Annotated in this window: 18 protein-coding genes and 1 rRNA gene; 14 read left to right on the top strand and 5 right to left on the bottom strand. The window is 46.0% G+C overall.

The annotated features are described in order from the left end of the window. The 6 genes from HMPREF2955_RS16690 to HMPREF2955_RS14180 form a co-directional block, all read left to right on the top strand. Nucleotides 1–276, top strand: a 276-nt coding sequence (locus HMPREF2955_RS16690) for a hypothetical protein (protein WP_210401332.1), incomplete at its 5' end; no start/stop codon positions are given. 1,119 nt (nucleotides 277–1,395) lie between these two features. After that, nucleotides 1,396–1,980: an IMPACT family protein gene (locus HMPREF2955_RS14200; protein ID WP_070724049.1), complete on the top strand. Its 585-nt coding sequence runs from the start codon at nucleotides 1,396–1,398 to the stop codon at nucleotides 1,978–1,980. Nucleotides 1,981–2,359: 379 nt separating this feature from the next. Beyond that, nucleotides 2,360–3,871: a glycoside hydrolase family 10-like protein gene (locus HMPREF2955_RS14195; RefSeq protein ID WP_070724048.1), complete on the top strand. Its 1,512-nt coding sequence runs from the start codon at nucleotides 2,360–2,362 to the stop codon at nucleotides 3,869–3,871. Nucleotides 3,872–4,373: 502 nt separating this feature from the next. Then, on the top strand, nucleotides 4,374–7,607 hold the full coding sequence (locus HMPREF2955_RS14190; protein ID WP_052311376.1) for a SusC/RagA family TonB-linked outer membrane protein: 3,234 nt from the start codon (nucleotides 4,374–4,376) through the stop codon (nucleotides 7,605–7,607). An 18-nt stretch (nucleotides 7,608–7,625) separates the two neighbouring features. Beyond that, complete coding sequence (locus tag HMPREF2955_RS14185) at nucleotides 7,626–9,560, top strand: RagB/SusD family nutrient uptake outer membrane protein (protein WP_070724047.1); 1,935 nt, start codon at nucleotides 7,626–7,628, stop codon at nucleotides 9,558–9,560. 24 nt (nucleotides 9,561–9,584) lie between these two features. Continuing rightward, nucleotides 9,585–10,496, top strand: a complete 912-nt coding sequence (locus HMPREF2955_RS14180) for a discoidin domain-containing protein (protein ID WP_070724046.1) — start codon at nucleotides 9,585–9,587, stop codon at nucleotides 10,494–10,496. Between the two features lie 393 nt (nucleotides 10,497–10,889). On the opposite strand, the gene HMPREF2955_RS14175 is transcribed toward HMPREF2955_RS14180, so the two are convergent. Genes HMPREF2955_RS14175 through HMPREF2955_RS14160 form a run of 4 tightly spaced genes read right to left on the bottom strand, consistent with a single transcriptional unit; the run spans nucleotide 10,890 to nucleotide 14,149 of the window. Then, nucleotides 10,890–11,303 carry a DUF2750 domain-containing protein gene (locus HMPREF2955_RS14175; protein WP_070724045.1) on the bottom strand — a complete coding sequence of 138 codons (414 nt, stop codon included), beginning with the start codon at nucleotides 11,301–11,303 and terminating at the stop codon, nucleotides 10,890–10,892. A 27-nt stretch (nucleotides 11,304–11,330) separates the two neighbouring features. Beyond that, a complete protein-coding gene (locus tag HMPREF2955_RS14170; RefSeq protein ID WP_009229116.1) occupies nucleotides 11,331–11,624 on the bottom strand; it encodes a tetratricopeptide repeat protein in 294 nt (97 codons plus the stop codon). A 39-nt stretch (nucleotides 11,625–11,663) separates the two neighbouring features. Next, nucleotides 11,664–12,668, bottom strand: coding sequence for a glycosyltransferase family 2 protein (locus tag HMPREF2955_RS14165; protein WP_070724044.1), 1,005 nt, complete (start codon nucleotides 12,666–12,668; stop codon nucleotides 11,664–11,666). A gap of 29 nt (nucleotides 12,669–12,697) precedes the next feature. Beyond that, a complete protein-coding gene (locus HMPREF2955_RS14160; RefSeq protein WP_070724043.1) occupies nucleotides 12,698–14,149 on the bottom strand; it encodes an oligosaccharide flippase family protein in 1,452 nt (483 codons plus the stop codon). 308 nt (nucleotides 14,150–14,457) lie between these two features. Here HMPREF2955_RS14160 and HMPREF2955_RS14155 point away from each other — a divergent pair, with 308 nt between their 5' ends. The 8 genes from HMPREF2955_RS14155 (at nucleotide 14,458) to HMPREF2955_RS14125 (ending at nucleotide 22,278) form a co-directional block, all read left to right on the top strand. Next, on the top strand, nucleotides 14,458–15,405 hold the full coding sequence (locus tag HMPREF2955_RS14155; RefSeq protein ID WP_070724042.1) for a glycosyltransferase family 2 protein: 948 nt from the start codon (nucleotides 14,458–14,460) through the stop codon (nucleotides 15,403–15,405). After that, entirely contained in the window at nucleotides 15,402–16,343 is a 942-nt protein-coding gene (locus HMPREF2955_RS14150) for a glycosyltransferase family 2 protein (protein WP_083317752.1), read from the top strand. The genes HMPREF2955_RS14155 and HMPREF2955_RS14150 overlap by 4 nt, the downstream gene beginning before the upstream one ends. Further along, nucleotides 16,340–17,461, top strand: a complete 1,122-nt coding sequence (locus HMPREF2955_RS14145) for a glycosyltransferase family protein (protein WP_070724040.1) — start codon at nucleotides 16,340–16,342, stop codon at nucleotides 17,459–17,461. The genes HMPREF2955_RS14150 and HMPREF2955_RS14145 overlap by 4 nt, the downstream gene beginning before the upstream one ends. A 227-nt stretch (nucleotides 17,462–17,688) precedes the next feature. Then, on the top strand, nucleotides 17,689–19,614 hold the full coding sequence (locus tag HMPREF2955_RS14140; protein ID WP_246830171.1) for a hypothetical protein: 1,926 nt from the start codon (nucleotides 17,689–17,691) through the stop codon (nucleotides 19,612–19,614). A 63-nt stretch (nucleotides 19,615–19,677) separates the two neighbouring features. Continuing rightward, on the top strand, nucleotides 19,678–19,851 hold the full coding sequence (locus HMPREF2955_RS16380; protein ID WP_168166910.1) for a hypothetical protein: 174 nt from the start codon (nucleotides 19,678–19,680) through the stop codon (nucleotides 19,849–19,851). Nucleotides 19,852–20,315: 464 nt separating this feature from the next. Then, on the top strand, nucleotides 20,316–20,693 hold the full coding sequence (locus HMPREF2955_RS14135) for a hypothetical protein (protein WP_070724038.1): 378 nt from the start codon (nucleotides 20,316–20,318) through the stop codon (nucleotides 20,691–20,693). Between the two features lie 687 nt (nucleotides 20,694–21,380). Beyond that, nucleotides 21,381–21,782 carry a hypothetical protein gene (locus tag HMPREF2955_RS16985; RefSeq protein ID WP_246830170.1) on the top strand — a complete coding sequence of 134 codons (402 nt, stop codon included), beginning with the start codon at nucleotides 21,381–21,383 and terminating at the stop codon, nucleotides 21,780–21,782. 136 nt (nucleotides 21,783–21,918) lie between these two features. Then, nucleotides 21,919–22,278 carry an Imm10 family immunity protein gene (locus HMPREF2955_RS14125; protein ID WP_009229106.1) on the top strand — a complete coding sequence of 120 codons (360 nt, stop codon included), beginning with the start codon at nucleotides 21,919–21,921 and terminating at the stop codon, nucleotides 22,276–22,278. Between the two features lie 158 nt (nucleotides 22,279–22,436). Here HMPREF2955_RS14125 and rrf read toward each other — a convergent pair. Then, nucleotides 22,437–22,549 (bottom strand): 5S ribosomal RNA (gene rrf / locus HMPREF2955_RS14120). Between the last annotated feature and the right edge of the window lie 142 nt (nucleotides 22,550–22,691).

The following is a 22,691-nucleotide window of genomic DNA, read 5'->3' as shown; positions in this document are numbered from 1 at the left end:
CACCAAAACGCACTGCAATTAGCACCAAAACGCGCTGCATTTAGCGGCATATTGCACTACATTTTGCCACAAATAGCCCAAAAACGGGTGCTAGTAGCGGCCAGTTTAAATAAATATTCATTTCCCCTTCATGTACAACTAACCTCTTTTTGCACAAAACAAACCTCCGCGAGAATCGATTTTTTGCGGCATGGTTGGCGATTGGTGAACGGGAAGGGTACCCATAATGTTAAAATTTACACTGAAAAGTTGACAAGTTCCAAGTTTTCAAGTTGACGAGTTCCAAGTACCAAGTTTCAAGTTGACGAGTAACTATTCAGCAATGAAGCGTATAACCCATTATTGATTATCAACAAGTTACACAGGCAGGCACATGCAAGACCTGGTAAGGTAATGTCATTTCGAGCCTTTTTACCACAACATTACGTTTATAAGTTCTTGATAACCAACGTTCATTATTGCTGAATAGTTACAATTGACGAGTTGAAGGGTTAACGAGTAGTCGAGCGTATTGGTTCGTGAGTTTATGAGTAGAGGGCAGGGGCGTTTACGAGTTGGGGGTGGGAGAGTTTACGAGTTTGCGAGTTGACAAAGATTGTCGTCCACTCCGTATAAGTCATTTGGCTTAACCCTTTAACTCCGTCAATCTTCTTAGGCGAGTTTATGAGTTCATTCCTTTTTCAAAGCATAACCACATTTTGCCACTGATAAATGGCTCAGAATTTCAAAGATTACAGTGCCTTTGTAAAGAACTTCGCACGTGAAAGAAAGGTCTATCTCGGTTTATTTTTGCATCACAAAGCTCATAAACTCCTCTCAATTTATAGAAATATTATAGCCAAGCAAAATTAGATATGGAAAGCCATAGGTGCATCGTAAGCAAACTTATAACAACAATTATCCAAAAGCAATTGTGTTTGACTATAAAAGTAAAGGCGACTTCAGTTCCCGAATTCTGGGACGTGTAACTTTTTCTTTCGGCTTTTCCCAATTGATAAGCCCATAAGCTTTTTTTTTGAACGAACATACGTGCCATTGCATCCCCCACCCCCGATAGCTGATAAGCTTGCTGCATACTTACCCATGTTAATTTACCCGTTGCCCCATAACCACCTAAACAAAATTAACGTTTTCGTTAAGCCAAATGAACAATGTCGAGCTTGCTCGAACATTGTCATGGCGAGAAAACGCACTTTTCGAGGAACGAGAAAAGAACGTTTTCGTTAAGCCAAATGAACAACGTCGAGCTTGCTCGAACATATTGTCATGGAGAGAAAACGTACTTTTCGAGGAACGAAAAAGAACAAATTCTTTCGCCTTATCGTTCTTTTTGTGTTAACTTTGCAAGGCACCCCCATCCGTCGGCATGGGGCACACCTATTTATATATAGAAGGATGAACGACGAATACAAAACCATTGACGACATAGGGCAAGGCGTTTACACTGAGAAACGAAGTAAGTTCTTGGCTTATGCCCACCCTGTTGACTCGGTTGAGCAAATAAAAGACCTGCTAGCCACCTATCGCAAGCAACATTACGATGCGCGACACGTCTGTTACGCCTATATGTTGGGCCCTGAACGGCAAGAATTCAGGGCTAACGATGATGGCGAACCCAGCAGCACGGCAGGGAAACCCATCCTTGGGCAGATTAACAGCCACGAACTAACCAACATTCTCGTGGTGGTGGTTCGCTATTATGGCGGTGTAAACCTGGGTACGGGTGGGTTAATCGTGGCTTATCGCACCGCGGCCGCCTTGGCTATCGACAACGCCCCAATGGTAAGCAGGCTGGTAGAAGAAACGGTTTCGTTTGCTTTTCCTTATGTAATGATGAATGGCGTGATGCGTGTTGTAAAAGAGTCGGAGGCAAGAATTCTTGCTACCAACTTCGAAAACACCTGCGAGATAAAGCTAAGCATTGTACGTTCGAAAGCCGAAGAACTGCGAAACAAACTCAACAAACTTTCATTTGGATAGGTGCCTTTCGGCTACTACCTCGCAGACTTTCGCCGCAGTTTCGTAATTGTTGGCAACTTCTTCCACTTTCAAACACTTCCAAAGTTATAAGTTTGTAAGTGTTTGTCGGTGGCATGAAATAAAGTTCCAACGACTCACCAACCGAGCAGCTCACCAACCTCTCTTGTGTTTGGTAGCGATGCAATAGAACTCCAAAACTTGCGAACCGAGTAACTCGCCAACCTCTCTTGTTTTGGAAATAGCGATGCAATAAAATTCCAAAACTCGCGAACTTGTAAACTCACCAACTCAATAACTCACCAACTTAAATAATATTATATTTCAAACGGCGGTTATTACATGTGTTTTGACTAATTTTGCACGAAAACAATAACAGGAAATGAAAAGACTAATGATGATAGCCACACTTTTGGCTACCATGTTGTTTGCAGGCGCACCCCAACTTAGTGCTGCCTCGCTCCACAGCAAACGAGAATTCAGGGGCGCATGGATACAAACGGTAAACGGACAGTTCACAGGGATGAGCACCGCCGCCATGCAACAGACGCTTAGACAGCAACTCGATGAACTGCAACGCGATGGTGTTAACGCCATCATCTTTCAGGTTCGGCCAGAGTGCGACGCGCTCTACGAAAGCAAAATCGAGCCGTGGAGTCGTTTCCTAACGGGCGTTCAAGGGAGAGCCCCCATGCCTTACTGGGACCCGCTCAGATGGATGATTACCCAATGCCATCGGCGCGGCATGGAACTTCACGCTTGGATTAACCCTTATCGTGCAAAGACGGCTGGCACAACAGCCTTAGCGCGCAACCACGTTGCATCGCTATATCCCAATAGGGTGTTCCCCTACAACGGTCAGTTGATACTTAACCCAGGTTTGCCTGAAAACCGCGAGTACATCTGTCGCGTGGTAGACGACATCGTTACGCGCTATGATGTAGACGGAATACACATCGACGACTACTTTTACCCTTACCCTGCCGCTGGCCAAACCATAGCCGACGACAAGGAATTTATGCGCTATAACGGCGGAATAACCAACAAGAACGATTGGCGCAGAAACAATGTGAACGCCTTTGTACAAAGCTTGGGCCAAACCATTAAAGACCGCAAGCCGTGGGTGAAGTTCGGTGTGTCGCCCTTCGGCATCTATCGCAACAGGAAATCAGACCCTGTTAACGGCAGTGCAACGGCTGGCTTGCAAAACTACGACGACCTTTACGCAGACGTTTTGCTATGGGTGAACAACGGCTGGGTGGACTATTGTGTGCCGCAGTTGTATTGGAAAATAGGTCATCCCACGGCCGATTACCAAACGCTTGCCATGTGGTGGAACAAGTACGCAGGCAACCGACCGCTCTATATCGGCGAAAGCGTAGAGCGAACGGTTAAGGCTGCCGACCTAACCAACCCCAAAACCAACCAGATGGAGGCCAAGTTTAAGCTGCGCCGAAACCTACCCAACGTGCAAGGGGCTGTGCTGTGGTATGCCAAAGCCGTGGCCGACAACATGGGTAACTACGGTTCGGCATTGCGAACATATTATTGGAAAACTCCTGCCCTGCAACCGCTCATGCCCTTTATCGACCATAAACGCCCCAAAAAGCCCAAACATCTTAAAGCGGTTTGGACTAGCGACGGCCTTGTACTTTTCTGGGAAGAGCCCAAAGGCAAGCGATGGGGCGACTTTGCACAAAAGTATGTGGTGTACAGATTTGCCCAAGGAGAAGACATAGACATTGACAACCCTGCCAAAATTGTGGCCATCACGCACGATAAGTGGATAAAACTGCCTTATGATAAGGGGCAAGTGAAATACAGATATGTGGTTACGGCACTCGACAGAATGAGTAACGAGAGCCGAAAGGCTAAGAAAAAAGTGTGGCTGTAAGGTGTGAGGGGCTTGACAAAAGAGCAATCGCCTAGCCCAATACTTTTATGGGGATCAGTCTAATTAAGCTAGGGATGGTTCTAAAATTAAGTAGGCAAAGCCTAGAAATTAATTGGGAATGGCTCCCAAAATAATATGGGAAAAGACCAAGAATTAAGTTGGGAGTAGCCCGATTAGTTTGACTAGTCTGCCCTTTCCCGTTTTAGTTTGTGATTTAACCCAAATCGGTTCATTAGAGGAAATATTGAAAGATGTCCTTTGACGAACCGATTTGGGTTGTTTTTTGTAATGCTCTTAGCTTTTCTTTGTTTAACGTTATTTAATGAAGGAATAATAAAAATATTGGCAAAATTGCTCGTAGAGTTTAAAAAAATAGTTACTTTTGTGTCGCAATTCTCTACTGGATGATATAGGATGTTGCTTACAACTAAATCTAAAAGGAACAGCTATTAAAATCAGCAAACCATTTAAAAGTTACAATCTTTAAACTAAAAACCCAATTATGCAATTACAAACAACGTTAACAAGAAAGTTGTGTTGTACTGTGTCGGGCGTGGCTTTACTTATGTTCGCCCCTGCGTTGCAGACCCAAGTCCATGCTAGCGGTTGGTCGCTTGGCATGCCTTGGCTCAGTGTTGCAGCGACTCCCAACGGCTTAAAGGCAACCCTTGCGCCTGCACAAAACAGTACGGCACCAAAAATCGTGGGTGTAGTAACCGACTCTAACACGGGCGAACCGCTAGTGGGTGCCACTGTGAAGGTGGTTGGTACAACCGAGGGAACAGCCACCGACGTAGACGGACGTTTTGAAATCCGTGCTACGAAGGGTTCAACCCTCGAAGTGTCGTACCTTGGTTACACCACCAAGAAAATCAAAGTGACCGACGTGAAGGTGCTCTCCATCACTCTTTCAGACCAAGCGCAGATGCTCGAAGGTGCCGTTATTACTGCTTTCGGAACTGCCCAAAAGAAGGAAACGGTTACGGGTTCTATCCAAACCGTTAGGCCCAACGACCTGAAAGTGCCTGCAACAAGCCTTTCCACCGCCTTTGCTGGTAGGTTGTCGGGTGTTATCGCCTATCAGCGCAGCGGCGAACCAGGAAACAATGGTGCCGACTTCTTTGTGCGTGGCGTGTCTACCATGAATGGTGCAACCTCTCCACTCATCGTGATGGACGGCGTGGAAATAACTAAGGACGACCTTAACGCCATCGACCCTGAAATTATTGAGAGTTTCTCTGTTCTCAAAGACGCCACAGCAACGGCCATGTATGGTACGCGTGGCGCCAACGGAGTGCTCATTATCAAGACCAAATCGGGTGCCGACCTCGACCGTCCTGTTATCGGCATGCGTGTGGAAAGCTGGATAAACACACCCATCAACGTACCCAAAACCGTAGACGGCGTTACCTTTATGCGCATGTATAACGAGGCGGTGACAAACCAAGGGTCGGGCGATTTGCTTTATTCGGAAGACAAAATTAACGGCACAATGCGTGGACTTAACCCCTACGTGTATCCTAACGTAGATTGGTATAAGGAAATTTTCAAGGATGCAACGTGGAACCAACGTGCCAATTTCAATGTGCGTGGCGGTACATCGAAGATTACTTACTTCATGAACATCAACGCCAGCCACGAAACCAGCATGCTTAAAGATGTTTCCAGCAAGTATTTTTCGTACGACAACGGCACCAGCTACATGAAGTATGCCTTTCAAAACAACGTAGACTTCAATATTTCCAAGGCATCTAAACTGTCACTTCACCTCAATGTGCAACTGACCGACATGCACGGTATGCTCACAGACAAGAAGGGTGGAGGAACGAAAGAGGTGTTTGGTTCTATTATGGGCGCCAATCCAGTAGACTTCCCCATCATGTATCCCAAGGGCGAAGACGATTGGTATCGTTGGGGAGGCTTGTTGGCAGGAAACTACAATCCCCTTAACCCCGTGGCCGAAGCAACAAAAGGATATCGCGACGACTTTGAAAGTACAGTGGTGGCCAATCTTAACTTTGAGCAAAAGCTAGATTTCATCACCAAGGGCTTATCGCTCAAAGCGCTGTTCTCTTTCAAAAACTACACCATCAACTACAAATACAGGGTGCAGGACTACAACCGTTACCAGCTTACCGACTATGCTGCCAACCCCGCTACCGATGGTGGGTACGACATGACGGTAAAACCTATTGCAGACCCGCAGAAGTATATATTGAACAATTACTTCTACACAAACGGCAACCGCAGGTACTATTTCCAAACATACCTGGACTATAACCGCAGCTTTGGCGATCATACAGTTAGTGGTATGGCCTTGTTTAACATTGACGAGTACAACTCCAATGTAAATAGTAATGACAACTTCTTGGCGTCGCTGCCCAAACGTCGTATGGGTTTGGCCGCAAGACTTTCTTACGACTATAAGTATCGCTATATGGTGGAACTTAATGCAGGTTATAACGGATCTGAAAGTTTTGCCAAAGGTCATCGTTGGGGTTTCTTCCCCTCGGTTTCGTTGGGTTGGAACGTTAGCGAAGAGCCTTTCTTCGAATCATTGAAGAAAACGGTACAGCAACTTAAATTGCGAGCCTCTTACGGTTTGGTGGGTAACGACCAAGTGGGGCAAGAACGTTTTGCATACCAAGCTATCGTAGACTTAGAAAAGAGTCCAGAGTTTTCCACAGGTTATGGCAGCCAGAGCAGAAATCTTAAAGGTCCTGTTTTTAAACGTTTCGAAAACACGAACCTTACCTGGGAAGTGGGGCGCAAACTCAACGTGGGTTTCGACCTAACAGTGAAAGACGTTAAGCTTACCGTCGATGTTTTCCGCGAAATTCGTAGCAACATCTTCCAAAAGAAAGGCTCAATACCTAATTACTTTGGTACGGCAAAAACAGACATCTATGGCAACCTGGCCAAGGTTAAGAACTGGGGCGTGGACTTGGCTGTGGATTATGGCAAGAACATAACCAAAGACCTCGCTGTGGAATTCCGTGGAACGTTTACCTTTGCTCGCAACAAAGTGCTTGAATACGATGAGGCCGCCGACACCAGGCCTGCCCTTAGAATGGTGGGTAAGAGGCTGAAATCCTATTGGGGGTATGTTGCAAACGGCTTGTATATTGACGAGGCCGACATCGCAAATAGCCCGAAGTCTACTTTGGGCAATATTGCCATTGCTCCTGGCGACGTGAAATACGCCGACCAACCTGACCAAAACGGCGAATACGACGGCAAGATAGACGCTAACGACCGCGTGCAACTAGGCTACCCATATATTCCCGAAATCGTTTACGGCTTTGGCCCATCTATCTCTTATAAGAAGTGGGATCTCTCTTTCTTCTTCCAAGGGCAGGCAAACGTAAGTTTGATGATGAATGATTTTGAGCCATTTGGCACGCAAAGCAAACGAAATGTGTTGCAATGGATTGCCGACGACTATTGGAGCAAGGACAACCAAAACCCCAATGCGCGCTATCCACGCCTAACCAAGTATAATAACCACAACAACATGCAATCATCTAGCTATTGGTTGCGCAACGCGGCATTCCTTCGTTTAAAGAATTTCGAGGTGGGCTACAAGTTTAAGTATGGCCGCATCTACGCCAGTGCCAGCAACCTTGTTACCTTCTCGGCATTTAAGCTGTGGGACCCCGAAATGGGTGGAGGCGCAGGCATGAGCTATCCCCTGCAAAGAACATTTAACATTGGCTTGCAGTTAACATTCAAATAACTATAACCGAACATCAAGATGAAATCAATATATAGAATTTTCATGGCCGTGGCAGTGACGTTCGCGTTCGTTTCGTGTAACTTCTTGGACATCGTTCCAGACGAGAACGCCACGAAAGAGGACACATATTCGGACCACAACAAGACCGAGAAGTACCTCTATTCGTGTTACGCATATCTTCCACAGTCGAATTTGGCGCAGGGTTCGCTCGACTTCTTTACAGGAGACGAGGTTACAACAGCCTTCGAACACGAAACGTTCGCAGCTTTTCCAAAGGGAAATTACACGGCCTCTTCTCCTGTAATATCCTATTGGAACGACTTCTTTCAAGGAATTAGGCAGTGCTACATGTTCTTGGAGGGTGTAGACAAAACATCCGACATGGACGATGAGAAGAAGGCCGACTATAAGGCGCAGGGTCAATTCCTTATTGCCTATTACCATTATATGCTGGCTCGATGCTATGGCCCGATTATTTTGGTGAAAGAAACACCCAATATCGAAACCAAGGTAGAAGACTTTGCTCATCGCACGCCTTACGACGAGTGTGTACAATGGATATGCGATAAGTTGGATGCTGCCGCTGCTGGTCTGCCTGTAAGGCGCGATCAAATACAGTATGGCCTTGCCACAAGTGTGGCTGCCAAGGCCGTGAAAGCCAAAATGTTGCTTTATGCGGCCTCGCCATTGTTTAACGAACGTGCTCCCGAACTGTTTAAGAATATGCGCGACCCCGACAATGGCACGCAACTGATGCCTACCGCCTACGATGCCAACAAGTGGGTGAAGGCGCGCGACGCCATGAAAGAGGCCATCGACTTTGCCGAACAGAATGGTTATCATCTCTATACCAAGCAAGACCGTTTTATTGGCGATGCCAGCAAAAACCAATGGCCTGCTGCCGGGCCTGTGCGCTGTCTGCGTTTGCTTTCGCTCGACTACCAAGAAGTTAACCCAGAGGTGCTATTGGCCGAAACAAGAGGCGAGGGATGGTATGGCGTGTTGAGCAAGTCGTTGCCTTTCAGTGCCTCAGGCTGGGCGTGGAATGGCGTTTGTCCCACATGGGCAATGCTTAATCGTTTTTATACCAAGAACGGATTGCCTTGGGATGAAGATCCCGATTTTAAGGACACAGAAAAGCTGCAAGTGGTGGCCATCGACTCGGCTCACCAAGACGAGGGCCAGCCTGGAAAGAAAACCATTGTCTTTAACCTCGACCGCGAGCCCCGCTATTATGCTTGGGTGGCTTTCCAAGGTGGTTATTATGAAGTGCAGAACGACCCCTCTAACCCAGCTTACACCATGAGTAATGGCCAAAAGAACACTACCGACTCGCGTTTGGTGTGCGATTTTGTTCTAGGAGGTAATTGCAGCTTAGGTACGGCGGCATTAAAGCGCACTGGTAACTATTCGCCTGGCGGCTATCTCAATAAGAAATTTGTTAGTCCAAATACGGCTGTATCTGCAAGCGGAGTTGGTTCGCGCGAATGGATGCCGTTCCCTGTTATCCGTTTGGCCGACCTTTACTTGGGTTATGCAGAGGCTTGCGTGGAAACGGGCGACCTTGAAACGGCCAAGACTTACCTCAACAAGGTGCGCCAAAGGGCAGGTATTCCCGATGTTGAAACGTCGTGGGCACGCGCTGGCGTAACACTCAACCAAGCTAAGCTGCGCCAGATTGTGCGACAAGAGCGTATGGCTGAGTTTTATTTGGAGTGCCAAAACTTCTGGGATATGCGCAGGTGGATGTTGGCTGGTGAATGCTTTAATAAAAAGGCACAAGGCTTAAACATCAATGCCACCACCATAGAGGAGTTTGCTGGGTTGAAAGAAATTCAGTACGAACGTAAGTTTGAGTCGCCTACGCAATACCTATTGCCCATCCCCATTGACGACATTAACAAGAATCCACACCTTGTGAACAATCCTGGATATACGGGTGACCACAGGTAACACGAACATTTAACATTCAACGAAATGAAAAATATCATATTATCCATAGTCTGCCTATGTGCGGTGGGTGCTTTCTGCTCGTGCAGCAAAGACGACAATGGGCCTGCGCCTACATCGTTAGATGCCCAAACGCTTAGGTACGACAAGGCACCAGGGGCTGTAATCATCAGGTGGACGATACCCCAAAATCCCACTTATAAGTACATTAAGGTGACATATCAGGTGCCTGGCGAAGAACAAGTGCGCATGCGTTTGGCAAGTGTTTATAGCGATTCTATCAAGATAGACAACCTGCTGGCCCGCTATGGCGAAATAGAATATAGCTTGCAGCCTTTCAGCGAGGCCGGGGCAGGAGGCGATGTGGCCAAGATTACGGCGCAAGCAGGGGCGGCAACAAAAACCGTTTACGAAACATTTAAAGACCCCTTGACGTTTGAAGCGAGCCAAGTGTGGAGCGACGACCCTGAATCTAGCGAAGGGCCACTGTCTGCTTTGATAGACGGAAATGAGAATACTTACTTCCACATGAGTTGGAGTGCGCCCCGACCCTTCCCTCATTATATTGTGTTCGACTTGGGACAAGAGCGCACGGCCTTGCAATTCCGCTATGTGTGTCGTAACAACAACAATAAAGACAACCCCAAGGAAATGGATGTGCTCGTTAGCGACGCCTTTGAAAACACTCCTGAATATTATGCCAACGAAACGGGAACACGCAAGCTGGCCTCGTTTGCCAACCTGCCTGGCGACAAGAAGGCTGTGTACGAGTCGGCACGAAGTATTAAGAGCGATAAGCCTTTCCGTTACGTCTGGTTTAAAATTAAGTCGGCAACTTCTGGTAAAAACTGGGTAGCTATGGCCGAATGGCAGGTTTTTAAGATTAGGGAAAAGGTTTACGACCCTGAAACAAAAGAGACAACAGTTGTGGAATATTGAGTGAACTGACAAGTTGATGAGTTGACAAATTGACGGGTTTACAAGTTGATAAGTTAACGAGTTAACGGTTAAACAAGTTAGCGAGATAGACAGTTTACACGGCTTAACAAGTTGGCTAGTTAGCAGATTTACAAGTAAGTAAGTTAATAGTTCAACGGCTTGTCCCGTCATTTTTTATTTTCATCAACGTATAACAACAGAAAATGCCGCGTGTTCTTTAATTGAACACGCGGTTTTTTATTTTCCATGTATTGAGGAGAGTATAAAATAAAAGGTTCTTTCTCGTTCCTCGAAAAGTGCGTTTTCTCGCCATGACAATGTTTGATCAAGCTCGACGTTGTTCATTTGGCTTAACGAAAACGTTCGTATAACAATTGCAGAAAAGGCAATTGGCTACTCGTAGTTTTCCAATTCTTTGTGTATGTCGGCGATAAGCCTTGTCAATGGAACGTTCAGTCCAAATCCATTGGGTACGGGAAACACTAAAGCAGAGGCAATGTTATTCGCCAACAGCTTGTTTACGATAGTAGAGAGAAACTCGTCCAAAGTAAAACACTTACACAAATCATTCTGCAAGCTTACTGTTCTTGTGGCATAGAAAGAGGCAAAAGTCTCGAAAGGGAAAAGAAACACAAATAAAACTCCCTGTTTGTCCTCGTTCAGCACAATGCAATCGTCCTCATACAACGTCCATATCTCTTCCCAATCGCATATTCGTTTTAAGAAATAAGCATAGCGTTGTTGGGGTGTTAACTTTATTATCGCCTCTATTTCTTGTTCAGTTATCTTGTACTTTTCTGTTTTCATTGCTCTATTTCGTTTAATGTCAAACCTTTATAACCTACCTAAGATATCTTCGGCAAGGTTCTTTTCATAATCCACAACATCGTCTTGACAAGGCGTTTCTATCACTTGTGTCAAATATCTCCTAGCCTCGTTGTACTTACCAGTCGCAAACAGCAACTCGCCTAGCACACAACTCGCCCTTATAAAGAAAAGGTTGTTCTGCATTTTGGCTGCCTCAGCAACCACGTTTTCTAGTATTTTTGAGGCCTGTTCTGTTTTACCGAGGTCTAAAAGGCGCAGTGCCTTATAAAACTGAACCTCAAAATCATTGATTATATCCATACCCAGCTTTGCCGTTTTTAATGGTTTTCATTGCCTATCTTACCTCATTTTATCGCGCATTGCCCTAACGAAGAAATACAATTCTTCTTGTATTCTAAACGCCAACCACGAAAAGCGGAGGGGCATATACCCAAACTTGCGCGTATCTTTGCCGCTAAGCAAAGAGTGGTCGATGTCTTGCCAAGCCGCTTTCAAACGCTTTTTCACCGTTTGTTGCTCTGCTTGCGACAATTGCCGCCGCGTTTTGTAGTACTCAAAATATAGGTCTACAACCGTTAGCCACCGCATGTTTTCAAATCGTGCGCACAGGAAACGGGTATCGGCATGGCCCTGCAAAAAATGTTTCAAGCTTTTGTAAGCATCCAAACGATAGTATTTATTCAGGTTAGGCGCATGCGTTGCCGACTCCGCATGCTGGCGATAGAAATACTTTCCCGCACATTGCGACACCTCTCGCGATGCCCAATAATGCACGCGCGTGGTGTTTTCGTCGCTATAAACAGGACTACTCTCATCGTAAGGATATTGTAGATGTATCGCACGCCTTATCATATAAAGGCCATGAATGCGCCAATCAAGACTCAATTCGCAAGCGCGAAGGCCGCTAATGCGACTAAACGGCATCGAGTTATACCGCCGTTGGCGCGTATATATGCCCTGAACGTCGTCGCGTTCGGCAATGATAAAATCGAAAAGCACGCAATCCACCCCTTGTTCTGTGTCAAGCACCTCGGCAGCAACCTGCAAAGCGTCGGCCGAAAGCCAATCGTCTGAATCGACCATGCACACGTATTCGCCCGTAGACATGCCCAAGGCCACGTTGCGTGTGTGCGAAATGCCCGAGTTTTCGGCCAGTGTCGTCACCTTCAACCGCTCGTCCTTCGCAGCATATTCGTTCAGCAATGCTAGCGAGTTATCGGTCGAGGCGTCGTCTACACATACAATCTCGATGTCTTTCAAACTCTGATTTAACAGCGATTCGAGACACCTTTGCAAGTATTTTTCCGCATTATACACGGCAACCAGTACAGAAACTTTGGGCATTATCTTTGTATTTCTAAGTTGATGAATATTTAACGTCTTGTTTTCTTTCGCAATGCGCCAACCGACATGTACGAACTGATGCCAACCAACGCCACCCCAACAAGGCAATAAACCGACATATTGTGCACAAAGGTGGTGGCATAGGCCAGCATAAGCCAGGGCAATTGCAGGCCGATGTTGCGGAAAACGCTGCGGCGCATGCGATAACCAAACTTCTTTTGCACCACACACGCCACCAAAACGAGGTTAAGCAGCCCCATTACCGACAGGCACAAGCCCACGCCCCACAATCCGCCTAAGTGCATTCCGCCGATAACGGCCGCCACAAAAGCCAAGTCGTAGGCCACTTCGAGCAGCAGGTAGGTTCGCGAATCGCCCTTTGCCAGCGCGATATATTCTAACGGAAGACTTATCGCCCGAAAGAAAATGTTGAAACTAAGCACCTGAACCATGACCACAACCCCAGCAAAGGCACTGCTATACAACAGCGGAACAAGAACGGGCAACGCCAAAACGAACACCACCAACAACGGGCCAACAATGAGCAAGCCCACCTCTATTTGTCGGTTTACAAGCACGTTCATGGTATATTGAAATCGGTTTACGGCCGAAATGCGCGGAAAAAAGTCGGCCTCTAACGCCGAAAACAGCGTGGAGGCATACACCACAGAAAGCATATAGCCAGCATTATACAGGCCAACGGTTTCGATAGAGGCCGTTTTGTTAAGAAAACTACGGATAAAAAGGTCGGCCCCGTTGCCCAATATGCCTGCTAGCGTAAAAGCCAAGCCCAGCTTTATCATCGCGCTACCCGAATGAAAATGCTCGCTGTTCCAATTTAGTCGCAGCGGAAATGCCCTGAACGAGCAAGCAGCAGTTGCGCCCATCTGCACCAAAGCCGCAACTATAAGCGACGGAACAATGGCTGCCTCGCGATAGATATAGTACAAAGGAATGGTTATCAAGATGGTAAGTGCCAGACTGGCAATGGTAAGTTGGGCCAGACTACGTAGCATTCGCGCGCCTTTCAATAGGGCCGTCTCGCCCACGGTGATGCACGAAAGGGCCACAATGGGCGAAAGCAGCAAGAAATCTACGGTGTGAACGCTATCCGAAAACGTGATTTGGCCGAGCCATACACTAAGCACAAGGCACAGCGACATACCCAAGAAACCCGTTAAGAAAGCCCAAAAGCGAAGTGTGGAGACAGCCAAGTCGAGGCGTTGGCCATCGTTTGCCTCGTAAGCCTCCGACACATTGCGCACCCCACTAACGCCCAACCCTATGTTTGCCGTGTTGGTAAGCAGGGTAATGGCCGAGTTGAACAGGGAGATAATGCCCACACCGGCAGGTCCGATAAGCACGGCCACCAACTTGTTTCGGATAATACCCAAGCCGATTGTCACCCCCTGAACACTGCCGAACACACCCATATATTTCAGTATGTGCGCATAGCCGTTTGTCTTTTCCTGTTGTCTCATTCTTAAATCTAGTAAAAAAGAAGTGGCTTTAAGCCTTCGTCTGCCCTCAGCTTTCTCTGCAACGCATCTGTACAAAGCCCTTTGTAGTGGGGCTACAAGCCATTTGTAGTGGCACTACAAGCCGTTTGTAGTGTCTGTACAAGCCGCTTGTAGCCCCACTACAAGGTACTTGTATTGGCGCATGCCTAGGCAGGGTGCAGCTTTGCAGCTTACAGGCGATTATTTACAATAACCCAATCTTTTTTACTATAACAACGAAAAATTTTGGTCATTATTACTTTTTAATGTAACTTTGTAAATAAAACATCATGCAAATAAGTGTTGTCATACCTGTATATAACATGCAGCACACACTCGACCGCTGTGTAGAGAGCGTGCTCAAACAGACGTTTGACAATATGGAAGTGCTGCTTGTTGATGATGGTTCTACCGATGGTAGCGCGCAAAAATGCGATGCGTGGGCCGAAAAAGACAGCCGAATAGCGGTGCTGCACCAACCCAATGGCGGACTGAGCAAGGCTCGCAACACGGGCATCGCCCACGCTAAGGGCGACTTCTTGGCCTTTGTAGATGCCGACGACGCTATCGCGCCCAACACGTTTCAGGCCGCCGCCGATGCCTTTGCGCAACATCCGCAATGCAACATCGTGGAGTTTCCCGTGTTGAAGGGTTGGCTTTCGCAACACGAGCAGCTGCTCACCTTTGCCGAACAAGAGCACCATAAGCCAGCCCTTTATTGGTATGAAGAGCAAGGCTACCTGCATGCTTATGCTTGGAACAAGCTGTGGCGCGCCAATCTCTTTGCCAATGTGCGGTTTCCCGAAGGAAAGGTGTTCGAAGACCTTATCACCACGGCGCGCCTTTTGGCCAAAGCAGGCAACATACTTACCATTAACCAAGGCGCATACCACTACTGGCTGAACCCCGAAGGCATCACCCAAAAGGCCAGTGCCTACGAATTGGCGCAACTGTTGGTGTGGAACATGCGTGTGCAAAAAAGCATCATCCCGCCCAACGGCTGCACAAGCGAGGCCCAAGCACGCTTTCACCTGCATTTGCTTAACATGCAAATAGACCTTTACCGCAAAGGCGACACCACCATTAGGCTGGCTCGTCATCCGCTAAGTTGGCACTTCGTGCTAAAAGCCCCGATGCCCTTTGCCACGCGCGCCAAAGCCTTTTGGATTAAGGTTTTCGGCATAAAGAGTCTATGCCAGATACATCTATTGTTACACCGTTTCATGAAAACAAAATGATTAGCTTTGTCATTCCCTATCACAACGAACCCTTAAACATGCTCAGGCAATGCCTGGACAGCATCTTGTCGCTGTCGCTGAGCAATGAAGAGCGCGAGATTATTGTCGTTGACGATGGATCGGACTATTCGCCCATCAACGACTTGCGCGACATTCAAGACCACATTATCTACGTTAGACAAAAGAACGGCGGACTAAGCCATGCCAGGAACACAGGTCTAAGACTTGCCACTGGCGAGTTTGTGCAATTTATCGACGCCGACGATTACTTGTTGCGCGCATCTTACGAGCACTGTCTAGACATCATGCGCTATCAAGAACCCGACGTGGTGATGTTTAATCAGACACAAAACACCCCCAAAAACGTTCCCACACACTATGAAGGGCCAATAGACGGAGCACGCTATATGCGCCACAACAATCTGCATGCTGCTGCCTGGGGCTACCTTTTTAAACGCCAGCTTGCCGGTTCGTTGCGCTTTCGGAAAGGCATATACCACGAAGACGAGGAGTTTACGCCACAGCTATTGCTGCGTGCCGAACGCGTATTTGTTACCAACGCCCACGCCTATTTCTACCGAAAACGCGAAGGTTCTATCACGCATCGAAACGACATCAAGAGCGTTGCCAAACGGCTAAGCGACTTGGAAGATGTTATTATGCAGCTAAAAAAGATGGCGGCAACGGGACCAACGGCTAACAGAGATGCTTTGCAAAGACGTGTGGCACAGTTAACGATGGACTATCTGTACAAGATTATCGTAGACACGAGGTCGCCTAGGCATCTGGAAAAATGCGTGGCGCGCCTGCATCGCAATGGCCTGTTCCCACTTCCCGACAAGCCTTACAGCCAAAAATACCAATGGTTCAGACGCTTTACCAACTTCAAGGCTGGCAGGCGCTTACTTTGTAGGGTGTTACCAAAGGTTGCTTCATGAAGATTTTACTGCTAGGCGAATACAGCAACGTGCACAATGCCTTGGCCCAAGGGCTGCGACAGCTGGGACATCAAGTTACGGTGGCCTCTAACGGCGACTTTTGGAAAGACTATCCGCGCGACATCGACCTCAAACGCACTGCGGGGTTGTGGGGCAAAATAAGCTTTTCCCTTCGTCTTTTGTGGGCGTTACCCAAGTTGCGAGGCTATGATGTGGTGCAGCTTATCAACCCCATATTCGTTGAAATGAAGGCCAAAAGGCTGTTTTCGCTGTACCGCTACCTGCGCAAACACAACAAGCGCGTGTTTCTCTGCGCCTTTGGCATGGACTACTATTGGGTGAACGAATGCCAAACACGCAAGCCTTTACGATATAGCGACTTTAACCTTGGCAACGAACTGAGGCAAAACGAAGATGCCTTGAAGGAAACGGCCGACTGGATTGGTACGAGCAAAGAACGACTGAACAAGTATATCGCACACGACTGCGACGGCATTATCACCGGGCTTTACGAGTATTGGGTGTGTTATCAGCCACTTTTCCCCCATAAAACCGTTTTCATCCCCTTCCCCATTAAGATGCCATGTCCACCTGCAACCATCGTACCCATTGGGCAAAAGGTTAAGATTTTCATCGGCATCAACAAGTCGCGACATGCCTATAAGGGCACCGACGTGATGTTGGCTGCCGCCCTTCGGCTGGTGGAAAAGCACACAAACGAAGTGGAATTGGTGAAGGTAGAGTCGATTCCCTTTGCCGAATACCAACGACTGATGGAAAACAGCGACCTTATTTTAGACCAACTTTATAGCTATACCCCATCAATGAACCCCCTTTTGGCCATGAGCAAGGGCATTGTTTGCGTTGGCGGAGGCGAACCAGAGGGCTACGAACTGCTAGGCGAAACGCATTTGCGGCCTATAATAAACGTACTGCCAAACGAAGAAGACGTGTATATGAAGCTAGAACAGGCCATTGCCGACAAGGAAAAACTGATGCAACACAAACGCCAAAGTGTGGAATACGTAGCCAAGCACCACGATTACGTAAAGGTGGCACAACAATATGTGCAACTATACACGGCAGAACTAGCCGACAATGTGCCATCAGAAGAGTAAGTTTATGACTTGATAAGTTTATTAGTTGATGAGTTTAAGTCTTATCGCTTTATGGCTCATACTACGAAATTCCGAGCTTACCACAGAGAAAAAGGCAGAAGACATAAGAACTCACCACCCTTCAAACTCAAAAACTCATCAACACATAAACAAACTTATAAACTCGTAAACTCAAAAAATAACAAACACATGAAGTCAAAAAACTAATAAACTCAAAAACTAAACTCATGAATTCACAAACTCATCAACTTATAAACAAGCTACTTCTGCTTTCACTTCTCATTGTCGGCACAACGGCAAAGGCGCAAAACATTATCGAAACTTTCGATTATGCCAATCACACCAATACCGACAAGGAAAGTAAGCATTGCCAACTCATTTTTCCGAAAGGCGAAGGCAAAGGTAACCCAACGGTAAACCCAAAAACACATACGCTATTGCTCAACCCTGGCAACAGATTGCTAGGGAAGTCGCTTTCCAACAAATGTATCACAAAGGTTGTACTGCACGTTGCCAAAGGCGCAATCCCTCTTCGTTCAGAGCAGTTTACCACCCCTTCGGGTTATTTCCAACAAGAAGGGCAGGCTTGGGTGGGGCAATCGCGCCAAATGGAAATAACGAACAATAGTCAAGAAGTGCTGAGGCTCGAACGTATCGAGGTGCATTTGGCCGACGTTTCGCCTAAACAACCAACAACGATAAGCTTTGTTCAACCAGCCTACGACTTCTTTAAAGGCGACAAACTACCTGTTCCACATCTCGAAGGGGCCGAAAATAACGATTTGATGTACCTTTCGGGCAATAACAAAATACTGGAACTCAATGCCGACGGCACCAATGCCACACCCATTGCAACTGGTACAACCACACTCACGGCCGTTTATTTGGGCGATGAGAGGCATGCACCCTGCATGACAACATGTGTGATGAGATGTTGGAGTGGAATTAAAGGGGCCGCAAACATTCGTGAGTTTAACAAGAAACACGACACAGAAAGTCTGTACAACCTTTCTTTAAATGCGGCCGAAGTGGTATTCGTTCGCAATAAGTGGGCATTCGTTCGTGATAAAACGGGTTGTTTGGCTTTAAAGTTCAACAACACCATGCCTTTTCAAACAGGCGACGTACTGTCGGGATTTGTACTTGGCAAGTTCGTACGCAATTATTTTCCCGTATTGATGGTTGAAAACGACGGTACAGGCCACGTTCAAGTAGAACATAAAGAGCCACCGACACCGACAGAATTAGATTGCACGAAACTAAACCTAGACGATTGTGTCTTTGGTTATCAACCCAATGTCGCGGTAAAGGTAAAAGGTAGGACGGGTAAAGCAGAACTGATGGTGAACGGACATAGCTTAGAGTTGCTCCGTGCGTTTAACTTAACGTTTACCTTACCAACGAAACAAACCTATCACACGCTCACGGGCTTGTTCTATACCTTTAAAGAAGGGGAAATTTACTTTATCCCTCTACAACGCAATGGAATAAGGAAAGAATTTGTTTTGGACGAAAAGAAACCACAAAACTCCATTATAACGACAACGAACACTGCTATTGTAGTTAAACGGAAACTGAAAGCAGAACGATGGAACACCATTTGCCTTCCGTTCGACATGAGCACAGCTGAGCTAAAAGAGGCCTTCGGAGAACATACCTTGATGGCGTTCGCGGCTGTTTCAAACAACAAACTGCACTTCAACCCTGTAACACAACTACAAGCAGGCGTGCCTTATCTACTAAGAACTGCCCACAACATTAAGTCGTGGACAATGGCAAACACCGACATCATCGCCCCTTACGCAAGCATGGTTACGCACGATGGGGTGTCGTTTTGTGGAACATACAACGCAAAAGAACTCGCAGCCGACGATACCGAGCAGTTTTTACAGGGCAATAAACTATTCTTACCTGCCAACAACGCTCGCACAATGTCTGGGCTAAGGGCTTATTTTAAGTTTTCTTCTGCCGCTGCTGCTAAACAATACCAATTCGTAGCCGATGAGACAACCGTTGTTGAACTCCCGCATAAAGAACAGCGCGATGAAGAAAACGAAACATGGTACACGCTAGACGGAAGGTGCATAAAGAAAGAGCAGCAACAAGTGGGGCAGGTATATGTACGGCGAAACAAGAAAATACTAATTCGGTAGATTACAGTTGTAGTCTATATCTTAAACATTCTCATCCCATAACAAACAGCAAATAATCATCCTATGAAAAAGAACATCTACAAAAAGCCAACCATTGGTTTGCTATGTATTAAGGTTATGTTCCTTTGTGGCTCGAAAGGCACTAGCCTAAACCCCGGCACTGAACGTGGAGATGCATCGCAAGCAGATGCAAAGCGCGCCGTCGACTTCGACAACTACGAAAATAACGACATGTAGGCGAGTGCATAAGTTGCAGTTAATACTGTCCTAGTACCTTTGGGTTGCTACCGTTGGAACGACCATCAAATGGCTGCGAACTCATGTAACAGTCAAATAATCAAATGGTAGTTGCACAGCATAAACTTGGCAATATTCACACATACCAATACTATTGTATAGCGTACCCAGGTATTTACCCCCTTGATGCAACTCGGCAAATTAACATTCATAATCCGTTACATATATCTAAAAAAGTGCGGTAGTATTAAAGTAAATTTGTAACTTTGCAGCCGTAATACCAAAAAACGAATGCCTATGATATAATAACATGTTACAGACACAAAGGTAATGACGTGTAAGCATCATTCTTGTTACATCCCTATTGTACGTTTAGGTGACGCTAGTTGTCCGCACTTTATTACCTGTCTCACTCCAACACCTTGGACAAACCTCACTTCAATAAACTATATTAATCAAAGAACATGAAAACATTAGGATTTGTCGGAATAGTTATAATCGCCATCGTTTTGTGCGTAAAATTGACTTTAAGCTCAAACGAAGACAAAGAACTGGAAGGCATAATCTGGAATAAACAATACATGGAAGACGAAGCAAGGAAAAAAGCTGAGCTTTTCCTAAATGTAAGAGTTACGTTTAATGCAGACGGAACCGTTACTTATAGCAACAGCCCTGAATGGAGCGATGCACACAGTAACCTAGTCGACAAGACATCAAAGATGGAATACACCAAGGGCGACAATACTCGTAGCAAAGAGGGAACTTCGTTCAATAACGACAGCCCTGAGAACTGGGATTGTTCAGATGTCGACCTTAACAATGGCGTATTCTGGACCGACTAGCTTACCCACTCGGCATAATGCACCTTCAATACAACAAACCGCTTGAAATTGCATTATAAGCAACCATCAGGAATCCATAAAACGAACAAGCCCTGAGTGCGACGTTTGCACTCAGGGCTTTCGTATGAAAAAAGCGGCCACCACTTTCCTACATTGCAGTACCAGCAAATCCTCTGAAATCAAACATATAGGTGAAAACGCATCAACAACAACCAAATATTGTAACTCATATCAATCATTAGAAAGCATCTTAAAGTCATTAACCTGCTACCGGTTAGTGAAAAGACCACCTTTTCACAGACTTTCAACGCAATAAAAAACCGAACAGGGCGTTAATCGTTATAAACTATTGGCCGCCTTGCAAGGGCATATTACGGCCACCTTGACTATTTTAACGGAAAAGATGCTTATTCACTTACGATAGTGGTATGGTAAAAGCACATTCACACCTTCACCAAGGAAACTATGCGTATAAATCAATTCGAGTATTTCACTTTCACATGCCTAGATTGTCCATTAGAACAAATAAAGGGCTACATTCAGAAAAGATGGGGAAACAGTGAAAAGTACAAAATAACACGCACGCCATTTAAGTTCGACCTATACGAAACAAGTCCGCTTAAAGGAGGTGCGCATTTTGAAAAGCTATATTTCTTCACTCCAAGGACATGTGAGAACAAGTGTATAATGTTCTCAAACTATTCAGATGGATTAAGTTCGTTAGCCTATCAAATCTCCAAGGCTTTAAGAATAAAAGCCTATTGCTTTCAAATCAGCACAAACGACACACATGATGCAATGAATGCGTTTAGTTACATAGAAAAGGGGAAAAAAGTACGTACTGTCTATGCAATGAAAGACCCCAAATGGAAATTTCTCTGCCAAGGGGAAATCCAACCATTTGAAGACAAAGAGCTGTATCAACAAAAAATGATAAAACGAAGATTAGATAAAGATGCACTTATTTCCTACTGCATTAAGCTAGGTATTGACATACGTGATGACGCTTTTGGGGAAAGCCAACAATCCATCTTGGTAGAGCGGCTGTCATGGTTGTGCAACAGAGAAGGGACACATCTTCATCAGTAAAATATAGAAGAGACATTTGAAAAAGAATAATTTAGTACAACAGACAGGACAGAACGATTTACCTTATTTATTCCCTTGTCGGAATGGCTAAGTGAGAGACTAATTCTGCCAACGTATAACACTAATAACATTACTTATGTTTAGACTGGAATTTAAAGCAAAAGCTATTACTGCAAGTAGAAATAAAAAAGACAACTATTATATGGTTGGATTAGCCGATGATAAATTTGATTATAAGAACTATATCCTTTTCCAAAGGCCTATAACATTGGGGGAGGACGATGACCCAGAATCTGAACTAAATGGGATATATGCAGAATGTAATGGTGATGTTACTTATAACACTTGCAAATCGGTAAGTTTGACCTACGAAACTGTTGTCTTTGAAGTACAAGACAGCATCATTGTGGTAGATTTAAGTGATGTAAAACTAAACAAGCGTTTCGTTGAGTATAGTAAAGAGATATTCAAAGAGCTATTAACAACTAAGCTGTAATACTTACGATAATGTAAGACATGTTAGTTGCCCTTGGGGAATTGTATAAACCGAAGACAAAAGCACAAACTCATTAACTCACAAACCTAAGCCCTCACTAACTCCCAAAAACGAACAAGCCCTGAGTGCGACGTTTGCACTCAGGGCTTTCGTATGAAAAAAGGCGGCCACCTACTCTCCCGCATTGCATTGCAGTACCATCGGCGCAGGCGGGCTTAACTTCTCTGTTCGGAATGGGAAGAGGTGGGACACCGCCGCAATAACCACCTGATTAGGGGTTTGACTATCGCACAAGCAAGGGAAGAAAGAGTGACGCGCCACGCGGCACTTATGTCCTGCGGCATCCGCAACATGCGGGCCGACGACACGGCTGAGATGCGGGAGGTAAGAAAGTTTCGGGCAATTAGTAGCGC

The organism is Prevotella sp. HMSC073D09, from assembly GCF_001814145.1.
Classification (GTDB): domain Bacteria; phylum Bacteroidota; class Bacteroidia; order Bacteroidales; family Bacteroidaceae; genus Prevotella; species Prevotella conceptionensis.
Note: the sequence above shows the minus strand (reverse complement) of the source record. Positions and strands in the feature narration are given on the sequence as shown.

Coding starts and splice junctions, on each gene's coding strand:
- HMPREF2955_RS14185 (WP_070724047.1), top strand. CDS start 7,626: ATGAAATCAATATATAGAATTTTCATGGCCGTGGCAGTGACGTTCGCG.
- HMPREF2955_RS14200 (WP_070724049.1), top strand. CDS start 1,396: ATGAACGACGAATACAAAACCATTGACGACATAGGGCAAGGCGTTTAC.
- HMPREF2955_RS14165 (WP_070724044.1), bottom strand. CDS start 12,668: ATGCCCAAAGTTTCTGTACTGGTTGCCGTGTATAATGCGGAAAAATAC.
- HMPREF2955_RS14135 (WP_070724038.1), top strand. CDS start 20,316: ATGAAAACATTAGGATTTGTCGGAATAGTTATAATCGCCATCGTTTTG.
- HMPREF2955_RS14195 (WP_070724048.1), top strand. CDS start 2,360: ATGAAAAGACTAATGATGATAGCCACACTTTTGGCTACCATGTTGTTT.
- HMPREF2955_RS14150 (WP_083317752.1), top strand. CDS start 15,402: ATGATTAGCTTTGTCATTCCCTATCACAACGAACCCTTAAACATGCTC.
- HMPREF2955_RS14170 (WP_009229116.1), bottom strand. CDS start 11,624: ATGGATATAATCAATGATTTTGAGGTTCAGTTTTATAAGGCACTGCGC.
- HMPREF2955_RS14175 (WP_070724045.1), bottom strand. CDS start 11,303: ATGAAAACAGAAAAGTACAAGATAACTGAACAAGAAATAGAGGCGATA.
- HMPREF2955_RS14180 (WP_070724046.1), top strand. CDS start 9,585: ATGAAAAATATCATATTATCCATAGTCTGCCTATGTGCGGTGGGTGCT.
- HMPREF2955_RS14190 (WP_052311376.1), top strand. CDS start 4,374: ATGCAATTACAAACAACGTTAACAAGAAAGTTGTGTTGTACTGTGTCG.
- HMPREF2955_RS14140 (WP_246830171.1), top strand. CDS start 17,689: ATGAATTCACAAACTCATCAACTTATAAACAAGCTACTTCTGCTTTCA.
- HMPREF2955_RS14155 (WP_070724042.1), top strand. CDS start 14,458: ATGCAAATAAGTGTTGTCATACCTGTATATAACATGCAGCACACACTC.
- HMPREF2955_RS14145 (WP_070724040.1), top strand. CDS start 16,340: ATGAAGATTTTACTGCTAGGCGAATACAGCAACGTGCACAATGCCTTG.
- HMPREF2955_RS14160 (WP_070724043.1), bottom strand. CDS start 14,149: ATGAGACAACAGGAAAAGACAAACGGCTATGCGCACATACTGAAATAT.
- HMPREF2955_RS16380 (WP_168166910.1), top strand. CDS start 19,678: ATGAAAAAGAACATCTACAAAAAGCCAACCATTGGTTTGCTATGTATT.
- HMPREF2955_RS16985 (WP_246830170.1), top strand. CDS start 21,381: ATGTTCTCAAACTATTCAGATGGATTAAGTTCGTTAGCCTATCAAATC.
- HMPREF2955_RS14125 (WP_009229106.1), top strand. CDS start 21,919: ATGTTTAGACTGGAATTTAAAGCAAAAGCTATTACTGCAAGTAGAAAT.